We start from the raw sequence: 10,586 nt of genomic DNA, 5'->3' as shown, positions 1-10,586 counted from the left end.
ACGGCCCGCGTCTGGGATTAGCTGGGGACCAGATGGGTTTCAACGTCCCGCATTTCGGCCAAAACATGTTTGCCGTCGTGAAAAACAATGTTGCTGATGGTTTTGGTGCCACCCACCGCGCGACACTCAAGGCTCGCTTTCATCGGCCCTTGCGGTAGCTCGGCGGCGTAGGTCTTGAGTGAACCAACCGAGGTGGGCAGGGTGGCGGCGCCGAGTTTGTGTTTACCCCACAGGAGCGCAAGCTGCAAACCACCGTCGAAGGCGGCGACGTCGGTCTGCCAACCACCTTTCCAACCGCGGGCGTGGGTACCTTCCAGTTCACCTTCAATCCCTTCCTCGGAAACACCGTTGAGGGAACGAATCACTTGGAACTCGGGACCGTGGAACAGGACGTCGCCGTCGTAAATCGGCGCGGTCCATTGCTCCAACTTCTTGCCCTCGGGCAACTTGGCAGGTTGGCTTTGCTCGCTACCGAACTCGGCAACGGCGCGGTAGTGCAACTGATCGTTGTCGCCGTGCAGCGCCAGTTCCAGACTGGTACCGTCCGCGGCGGGACGACAGTGGACACAGTAGCGGTTGCCGCCGTTGCTGTAGCGATCCAGTTGGATGCCGCGCAAGACCTGGATGTCGCGGATTGCGGCCAGCGCTTGGTGCGGACGGTAGGCTTTGGCGGCGCGCGTGAACCACTCAACCACCATCACCACCGGGGCGACGGGAACGCCGCGAATACTGTGGTCGTTTAGGAAGGGATAGGATTGGGCGTCGACGGCCACTTCCATGCGCGCCTCGCGTTCGGCACCGCCGCCCAGGGAGGCGGCCACCTTGGGTTCGCCACCGACGGTGATTTCTACCTGATCGGGTTGCGCTTGCTTCAGCTCGTCGACCATCATTTGGGCGCCTTGCTGCAGGCCGATGATGGGAATGCCGGCGGCTTCAAAACGCGCCTTAAGGGCGTCGTTCACCATGCCGCTTTCCCAGGGACCCCAGTTGAAGGATTTGACCAAAATGCCGCGACGAGCGCGTTCGGCACCGGCGACCTTGTTCAGCACCTCGTTGGCCATGGCGTAATCGCATTGACCCTGGTTGCCGCAACGGCCGGCGACGGAGGAGAACATCACGATCATTTCCAGCGGATCTTGCGCGGTGGCGGCGAGCAGGCGCTGCAGGCCTTCAACCTTGGTGCGGAACACGCGCTGGAACTGTTCGCTGGTTTTGTCTTTGATGAGTTTGTCGGCCAGCACGCCGGCGGCGTGAACGATGCCGGTGATCGGTCCCCAACTCGCGCGAACCCCGTCGAGCGCGGCGTTTAAAGCGTCGGCGTCGAGTACATTAACGGCGAGGTACTGGACGCTGCCGCCCGCGATGCGGATCTCGCTTTGGGTGCGCTGAATCTCGCGGTTGGCGAGGATGCGCTGCACACGACGGTTGAGTTGTGCCGGGGTAACGGCTTCGCCGCGGCTTTTGGCGTCGCGCAGCAGCGCTTTTTTCAGATCGGCCTCGCCGCGAATGCCGGCGGCGGCCTCGGGTTCGTCCTCTAGCGGGGTGCGGCCCAGCAGAACAAACTTGGCTTGGGTGGCCTCGGCCAGTTCGATTAAGGTAGCGGCGGTTACCCCGCGCGCGCCGCCGGTAGCAACGATCACGGAGGATTCATTGAGTTTCATCTCGGCGGGCAGCACGGCTTCGTCGCGGCTTTGCAGGGTCAGACGGGTGCCGTCGGCACACAAACCAACCTCAAGCTCGGGACCGCCCAGGGTCAATTCATCGATCAGCGCGGCGGCAAGTTCCTTAGGCGTGCGCTCCGCGCGTTCCAGGTCAATCGCCTTGGCGTCAATCGCGGGCCACTCAATCGCCGCCGTTTTCAGTAAACCAGTCAGACCGGCAGACCAGGCGCGATCTCCGGCGCGACCGGAGAGCCCGAAATCACCGCCGCTGTCTTGAACAGTGACGAGGAAGGCACCGGCGTCGAGGTTGGCGCTTGCGGCTTTGACGTGGTTAAACGCCAACTCGTTAACGGAAGCCGCGGTTTCCACGGTTTCGAAATCGTTGAGGCCTTCGAGCAGGATGATGCCGTCGGCGTCGGCGGGAATCGCGTTAACCACCTCGCCGTGAATGCCGCGCTCGGCAAGCTGAACGACCAATGCCTCGGATACACCGCGATCATCGCGGGTGACGGCGATTTTGCGGCTCCGGCCGAAAGCAGCCATGGCCAAACCACCGGCGGGCGTGGGCACCGCGGCGAGCGCGTAGCGTTTCACCTCGGCTTTAACAGCCGGGGCGGCGGCGGGAGCTTGGGCGACCGGGGCGACCGGGGCCGGGTTGGGCGCGGGGGCCGGGGCGGCTTGCCCGTCCATGTATTGGCAAATTTGAGCCAGCGTGCGCAACTCAGCCATTTCGGCGGGATCAACCTCGGGCATCTCGGGGTTCTCGTCGCGCATGGCCGAGAGAATCTCAACGCGTTTGATGGAGTCGACACCCAAATCGGCTTCCAGATCCATGTCCAAGTTGAGCATGTCGGCCGGGTAACCGGTTTTGTCGGCAATCACCCGCAGCAAAAGTGCCTCGGAATTCACTGAAGCGGCAGGGGCGGCAGGGGCGGCAGGAGCGGCAACGGCGGCAATCGGTGCAGCCGTAACCCCGGCGTTCGCCATGTAATCGCGGATTTGGGCCAAGGTGCGCAACTCAGCCATCTCGGAGGGATCGATTTCGGGCAGATTGGGTTCCGCCTCGCGCATGGCCGAAAGGATTTCGACGCGTTTAATGGAGTCGACACCCAGATCGGCTTCCAGGTCCATGTCCATGTTCAACATGTCGCTGGGGTAACCGGTTTTGTCGGCGATGACATTGAGCAACAATTCGCTGAGCCGGCCAACGGCGGGAACCGCCGCGACGGTAGCGGTCGGGGCCGAGACGGGCGCGGCGCCGCCGAATTGCTTTTCAAGATAGGAAACGATGTCTTGCAGGGTGCGCAGCTCGGCCATCTCGGAGGGATCAATTTCAGGTAGGTTGGGTTCGGCTTCACGCACCGCGGACAGAATCTCAACCCGTTTGATGGAGTCGACACCCAGGTCAGCCTCCAAATCCATACCCAGATCCAACATTTCAACCGGGTAACCGGTTTTGTCGGCGACAACGGTGCGCAGGAGGGTGGCGATGTTGCCGGCCGGCGCGGCGACCGCGGCGGCGGGTGCCGTTAGTGCTGGTGCGGCGGTGCTGAACTGACCGAGGTAACCGGCGATGTCGTCGATGGTTTTGAGTTCCGCCATTTCGGCCGGATTGATTTCGGGAAGGTCGGGTGACGCCTCGCGAACGGCCGAAAGGATTTCTACCCGTTTAATGGAGTCGACACCCAAGTCGGCTTCCAAATCCATGGTGCCCGCCAACATTTCTTGGGGATACCCGGTTTTGTCGGCGATGACGGTCAGCAGTTGCTCCAGCAGAGCCGGGGCCGAGGTGCCGGTGGACGCGGCAGGCGCGGCGGAGGCAACCGGTATTGCTCCAGAAGCGGCGCCGGAAGCGTCGGCAGGGGGCGTTTGATCACCGAGGTATTCGGCGATTTGTTGCAGGGTTTGCAGGGAAGCCATTTCGGCGGGGTCAACCTCGGGCAGGTTGGGTTCCGCCTCGCGCATCGCGGAGAGAATTTCGACCCGTTTAATGGAATCAACGCCGAGATCGGCCTCGAGGTCCATGCCCATTTGCAACATTTCCTCGGGGTAACCGGTTTTGTCGGCGACAACCTTGAGCAGCAAGGCCGCGGCCGAGGGGCCGCTGCTCGCCTTGGCGGCGGGTGCAGGGGCGGCCGGTTTGGCAACGGGCGCTGATGTCGCAGGTTTGGCAACGGGCGCGGGGGTCACCGATTTGGCAACCGGCGCGGGGGCCGCCGGTTTGGCGACGGGCACGGGGGCCGCCGACGCCGCAACCGAAACCGCCGGCACTTGAGCCGGGGGTACAGGCGCGGATGTCGCGAGCGGGGTGTCTAGAACCAGCCCGGTTTTGGCCGGTGCGGCAACGGTGCCGCCGGCGAGTTGGGCCAACTGCTGCAGCGCCTGTTCCGCCGTCTTTAAATAAGTTAAGTGCGCCTGGGCCGTGGTTTGTTGGTACATCTCATGGGCTTTGGCCGTTTGTTGCTGCACCTCACTGTAGGCCGCCAGCCAGGCGTTCATGGCGCCACGCGGCTTGCTAACAGGTTTATTTTGAGCAGGTTTCGAGGTGTTCTTGTTCGTCATAACGGCTTTGGCCTCCACGGGTTTGGGTTGCATTCCCGGCGCCGCCGCCCGAGGTTGGGCGCGTTGCATCGGCGCGGGTACCGCCGGTTGTCGAACCGACGTAGCCGGCGCGGGTTTCGCGACCGGGGCGGCGGGTTGCCGCGTGGCCGCAACAGAAACCGCCGGGCCTGATTGTACCGGTTGCGGCGCCGTTTGGGGCAACGATGTCTTGGCCGGTGCCGCTTTCACCTCGGGATTGGGCTTGGGCAGGGCCGCCGTGCCGCCTTCCGGCGGGTAGGGTTTGCCGTGGTTGGAACCGGTGATGTCGAAACTCACCTTGGGCTGGACCTTTGTGGCAGGATCTTGCGGAACGTCTTGATCCTGCCAAAGCGCGCTCAGGTCCAGGGACACGCCGGCGGTGAACAAACGGGCCGCCGCCGCGTGGAGCGACAACAAACCGTTGCGGCCTTTGCGATCCATGGGTACCGCGAGGTGCGGGCGGTCGCCGAGGATACGGCCGATCAGACCGGTCAGAACCGAACCGGGTCCAACTTCCAGGAACACGCGAATACCGGCGTCGTACATGGCTTCGATTTGCTCGACAAAACGAACCGGCATGGCAATTTGCTCACCCAAGGTTTGGGCAACGGCTTCTTTTTCAGTCGGGTAGGCTGAAGCGTATGAGTTGCTGTAAACCGGGAAGGCTGCTTCGCCGGCGACCTTGTCGGCCAGGAACTGTTTAAAGGGTTCGGCCGAGTCCGCGACAATCGGCGAGTGGAAGGCCGTGCCCACGTTCAACAACTTGCAACGCAAACCTTTTTCTTTCAAAAAGGCCTTGGCCGTCTCCACCGCGGTGGTATCGCCGGCGAGCACCACTTGCTCCGGCGCGTTGTGGTTGGCGAGTACCACGTCGAGGCCCGCTTCCTTCACCAAAGGCTCCAGCGTTTCGCGCGTGGTGGAAACCGCCAGCATGCTACCGGGTTTCACCGCGGCCTCGGCCATCAAGCGACCGCGTTCCACGGCAACCGCGAGGTAGGTTTCGGTGTCGAACACACCGGCCGCGTGCAGCGCGGCGACTTCACCAAAGCTGTGACCGGCGGCGGCGTCGGCTTTAACGCCGAGCTGTTCGAGCACACGCAGCAGGGCCAAACTGGAGACGGCCAACGCGGGTTGGGTCACCTCGGTACGGGTCAGCACCGCGCTTTGTTCCTTGCGAGCGGCATCCTCAAACACCGGTACCGGAAAGACGGCGCGGTGGATCGGCAGCTCGCCGTTCAATTGAATCGCGGCGGCGTCGTCCCAGGCGGAAAGTGCGCTTTCGAAAGCCATCGCCACATCGCCGCCCATGTGCAGGTACTGGCTGCCTTGGCCGGGGAAAACAAAAGCCGTTTGCGGGGCCTGTTCGTGTTTTTCAAAATGAACGCCGTCGGGCGTGTGCAGCGCGTCATCCGTGCCCTTACCCAGGTGTGCGGCGAGGGTGTCCAGTTTGGCGATCAATTGTTGTTCGTCCGCCGCAAGCACGGCGGCACGGTAAGCACCTTGACCGGCGGCCTGTTGACTTTGGTGTGCCAAAAACGTCAGTGCACCGGCGGGTTCGGCCTGGGCACGTACTTTTTGAATTTGGTCGCGCAGGGCGGCGGGGCTGTCGCCCGCAAAAACCACCATTTCGTTGGGGACCTGACGCAGCCGCGCGGCCCGCGCACCGGAACCGCGGTACTCTTCGCAGGTCAGGTGGAAATTGGAACCGCCAAAACCAAAGGACGAAACACCGGCCCGGCGCGGATGGGCCGCGTCCCGTACCCAAGGACGGGCCTCGGTGTTGAGGTAAAAGGCGCTGTCTTCCAAACCGAGGTTGGGGTTGGGTCGATCAATTTTAGGCGTGGGCGGCAGCACCTTGTGGTGCAGGGCCATCACGACTTTAAACAAACCGGCGGCGCCGGCCGCGGCTTTGGTGTGACCGATCTGCGCTTTCACCGAGCCGAGCGCACACCACTGACGTTGCGCACTCTTTTCGGTGTCAAACACCAACTTAAGCCCGCCGAATTCGGCGGCGTCGCCTGCTTTGGTCCCAGTACCGTGGGCTTCAACCAGTTCCACGGTCTCGGGACCGTAACCCGCACCCCCATAAGCCCGTGCAAGCGCCTTGGCTTGGCCTTCCGAAACAGGCGCGTAAACACTTTTGGAGCGGCCGTCGGAAGAGGAACCGATGCCGCGCATCACGGCGTAAATGCGGTCGCCGTCGCGTTCGGCGTCTTCCAAGCGCTTGAGCGCCACCATGCCGATGCCTTCACCCAACATGGTGCCGTCGGCTTGATCGGAGAAGGGTCGGCAATCGCCGCTTTTGGAGAGCGCGGGTGTTTTGGAAAAACACATGAACATAAAAATGTCGTTCATGGTGTCAACCCCGCCGGTGATCACCACATCGGACTGGCCGGTGTTCAATTCGTTAACCGCCATGCTGATGGCGGACAGCGACGAAGCGCAGGCGGCGTCGGTCACACAGTTGGTACCACCCAGGTCGAGGCGGTTGGCGATGCGGCCCGCGATCACGTTGCCGAGCAGACCGGGGAAGGTGCCTTCTTTCCAATCGGCGTAGTTGCCGGCGATGGCGTCGCAAATTTCGGTGACGCGGGATTCGGGTAAACCGGCCTCGCGCAGCGCTTTCACCCAAACGGGACGCTGCAGGCGCGACACCATCTCACCCATCAAGGTCTGGCCGCCGGTGGCGCCGAGAATGACGGAGATACGGTTTTTGTCCATGGTGTCGAATTGGTTTTGGCTGGCGTCGTCCAATACCTTGCGGGCCACGATCAACGCCAACAATTGGGCGGTATCGGTTTGCGGCAGCAGCGAGGGGGGAATGCCCCAGGTCATGGGATCAAAAACGACCTTGTCCAAAAAGGCGCCGCGTTTGGCGTAGGTTTTGTCGGGTACGCTGGGATCGGGATCGTAGTAGTCCTCGATCAACCAATGGTTGGGCGGAACATCGGAAATCAAGTCTTTGCCCGCGAGAATATCGCGCCAGAAACCGCCTTTGTCCAGGGAACCTGGAAAAAGGGCGCTGACGCCGACAACGGCAATGGGAGGAAATGAGGCAGACATAAAAGCTCCTTGGGTTCGGTTACACAACCGAAAATCGGGCAATTTGTTGGGACACAGCAGGGGTGTCCGGGGCCGCTAAAAAGCTGGGGCGATTAGGCATGGGTCGCCGCCGCGGCGTGTAAGGGTCGGGGTGTAAAGTGGAATGCCGCGTCGGCGACAGGCACGCCGTAGGTACGCAGTTGGTGGGCGCGGGTGACGACCGCGGCGCCTTCCAGCAGGTTGAGCGCGATTTGCACCACGCCGCGGGCTTCCGGTGCTTCCAAAAAGGAGCCGCGTACCCAGTCGTTAAAGGCACCCATCGCGGGGCCACACCAAATTTGGTAGTCCATCAGGCGCGAGGCGTCGCCGGCAATGGCCCACCGGCTGCTCAAACCAAGGTAAGCACGGAAGGTCAGCGCCATTTTGTGTTTGGGGTTGGCCTCGGCACGCTGTACCTCGCGGGGATCGCGGTCTTGCCAGAAACGGCGCGTGCTCTCCCAAGCTTCTTCCAGCGTGGCCCGGAAATATTGTTTCTCCAACGGCCCCCGTTCGGCGGTGGGAATGGCTTCAAGGGAAGGATAGCTGCTGTAAATGTGGTACAGCTTTTTGGCGCGCACCCCGAACATGGTGCCGCGACGCAGGACCTGCACCTCGACGCCGAGTTCGAACATATCGGCGGCGGGCGCCATCATGACATCGGCCAAGCCGGCCTGGGCCAGCATCTTACGGCCGTCCTCGGCCAAGCCGGACTCGACCGCGCCCTGGTTGACGGAACCGGTCAGCACGAAGGCGGCGCCAAGAGCGAAGGCGGCGGCCACGGCGGTCGGCGTCCCCAACCCCCCGGCGGCGCCCAAACGAATGCGGCGCGCATAGCCAAACTCGGCCTGACATTGGTCGCGTACGGCGGCGATGCTGGGGAACAGCGAGGCCAGCGGACGGTTATCGGTGTGCCCGCCGGAGTCGGATTCCACAATGATGTCCTCGGCCACGGGCACCTGGCGCGCCAGTTCGGCTTCCTCGGCGGTGATCAACCCCTCGCGCACCAGTTGGTCCAGCATCTCCGCGGGGGCCGGCGACAGGAAGTGACGGGCCACCTCGGGTCGGGAAATTTTGGCGAACAGCAGGTTGGTGCGCTGGATGCGGCCCTCGGCGTCGCGGTAGAGGCCCGTGGCGGCGTAACGCACCACAAAAGGCGTCAGCTTCATGTAGGCCGAGGCCGACACACGATGCACACCGCGGCGCAAGTACAATTCAACGACCTTGCGTTCCAGGTCGGGTTCATTGGGTGAGTGAATCAGATTACTGCCCCAGCTTGCGCCGATGGGGTTCAGCGCGGCTTCAATTTCGTCCAGGGCCGGTTCAATGCGTTCGGGATCCAAACCGGCAGCCCCGAAAAACGCCAACATCCCGGCCCGACCCAGTTCGACCACCATCCGCGCGGTGGCAATGCCGTTGGCCATCGCGCCGCCCACGTAGGGAAAACGCACGCCGTGTACTTCTTGAAAGCTCCGATCCCCCAACCATTCGGGGAACAGCGCGGGCAAGGTCGCCAAGTGCGGCCAACCGGCAACATCGCTGTCGCCGCGCACGGCTTGGCCTTCCAGACCGACACCAACGACACCGCTGTGCGGGTCTCTTAAAATGTGGAGCGGCTGCCGGATTTGTTGCAGCGCGGCGGTGACCGCCTCGGGATCAAATGCGGGTGGGTGTTGCTCGGCACACCACAAACCCAAAGGCGAAAAAGGATGCTGGGTCATAAAAGGGTTCTCCAGGTAGGTGCAGGCGGGTGCCTGACTCATTCAGCGGGAAGCCCTTGGGGGCGGCCCGTCGGTGACAAATTCAATAGCGTCACCGAATAACATGCGGCAGGAGCGCGAAGTCTTAAAAAGGCCTCGGAAAAACCGCGGCCCAAGGTTCGGCTTAAAACCCGCTATGTTCACCGATTTTGATAGCGACGTCAAGCAGGTTAGGCCTTGGGGGACAAGCGCCTCGGCCCATTGTTCACGGCGAAAAAGCGGATTTTCCCGGCAAGTTCTTACGCGCGGGGTGGTTCGGAAGGGTTGTGTCACAACACCGAACCCTATTCGGTCAAGAATGTACGGCCGGACGCAAAACCGACGCATGCGTCATTTTCCTTTCGCCAGGGTCCGGTATTCCACCACCCGAGGGTGCAGGCAACAGTACTTTCCAAGTAGGATGGTTGAAGGGGGTTTGGGTGCTGTCGGGCTTGACGGGGCGCCGGCCCGTCCCAACCCATCATTGGCGGGACCTTGATCCGCACCGACCCACGATTGGCTGGGCGATGATCCTTCTCGACCCATGATTGATTGGGTATTGATCGATGTCAATCCATGATTGGGTGGGCGTTGACCCCCACCAACCCATGCTTGGCTGGGCGTTGATCCCCACCATCCCATGTTTGGCTGGGCGATGATCCCCACCGACCCATGCTTGGGTGGGCGTTGACCCCCACCAACCCATGCTTGGCTGGGCGATGATCCCCACCGACCCATGCTTGGCTGGGCGTTGACCCCCACCAACCCATGTTTGGTTGGGTGGTGATCCCCACCAACCCATGCTTGGCCGGGCATTGATCCCCACCAACCCATGCTTGGTTGGGTGGTGATCCCGCGTACCCCAACGTGGGTACGCACACCGCCATGCAGGGACCACCCTTAGTTTGAACGTGAGGCAGAGCCGAACAACGATTGGTTACGCTGAAGGCGTCATGAGATTTCAGCCCTGGGTAAATGGTTGCGGGGCAACCGTTTACCCAGGGTCCCCGGGGGTTCCCGTCGTGCAGGCCGCTGAAGGCGCCGGCCCAACAACCAAAAAAACACCTCGACCCGGATTACAACCCACACCGCCTCGACCCGGATTACATCCCACAACGCCTCGACCCGGATTACAACCCACAACGCCTCGCGGGGTCAACGCCTTCAGCGTTTTACCCTTCGTGAACCCCAGGCACCCAGGGTACGACCATTTTCAATGGTCGTACCCTGGGCTAATATATTGCACCCTTTTAGGGTGCGTCCAAAGTGACCGGGCTTCGCCCGGCATTCAATCAAAGCATGGTCCACAGATCGGGTTGTGCGGCCCCCGTTGGGGCGCGCCGGTACGATCCATCAACCACCGATCCGATTGGGCGGCCACCGTTGGGGCACGCACACGCCCGCGCGTGTGCGCAAGAGGCGCCCCGGTACGATCCATCAACCACCGGTCCGGTTATGCGGCCCCCGTTGGTGCACCCACATGCCAATGCGTATGCGCAGGAGGCGCGCCGGAAACATTCATCAACCA

2 protein-coding genes are annotated in these 10,586 nt (G+C 62.4%); both read right to left on the bottom strand.

The genetic code is table 11. The features are described 5' to 3' along the window. Positions 1 to 17: 17 nt before the first annotated feature. Positions 18 to 7,304 carry a type I polyketide synthase gene (locus J3U88_RS11195; protein ID WP_207858841.1) on the bottom strand — a complete coding sequence of 2,429 codons (7,287 nt, stop codon included), beginning with the start codon at positions 7,302 to 7,304 and terminating at the stop codon, positions 18 to 20. Between the two features lie 92 nt (positions 7,305 to 7,396). Further along, on the bottom strand, positions 7,397 to 9,040 hold the full coding sequence (locus J3U88_RS11190; protein ID WP_423842045.1) for a PfaD family polyunsaturated fatty acid/polyketide biosynthesis protein: 1,644 nt from the start codon (positions 9,038 to 9,040) through the stop codon (positions 7,397 to 7,399). Positions 9,041 to 10,586 lie beyond the last annotated feature (1,546 nt).

The organism is Acanthopleuribacter pedis, from assembly GCF_017377855.1.
Lineage (GTDB): Bacteria > Acidobacteriota > Holophagae > Acanthopleuribacterales > Acanthopleuribacteraceae > Acanthopleuribacter > Acanthopleuribacter pedis.
The sequence above is the reverse complement of the archived record's forward strand: the minus strand, read 5'-3'. Positions and strand labels throughout refer to the sequence as shown.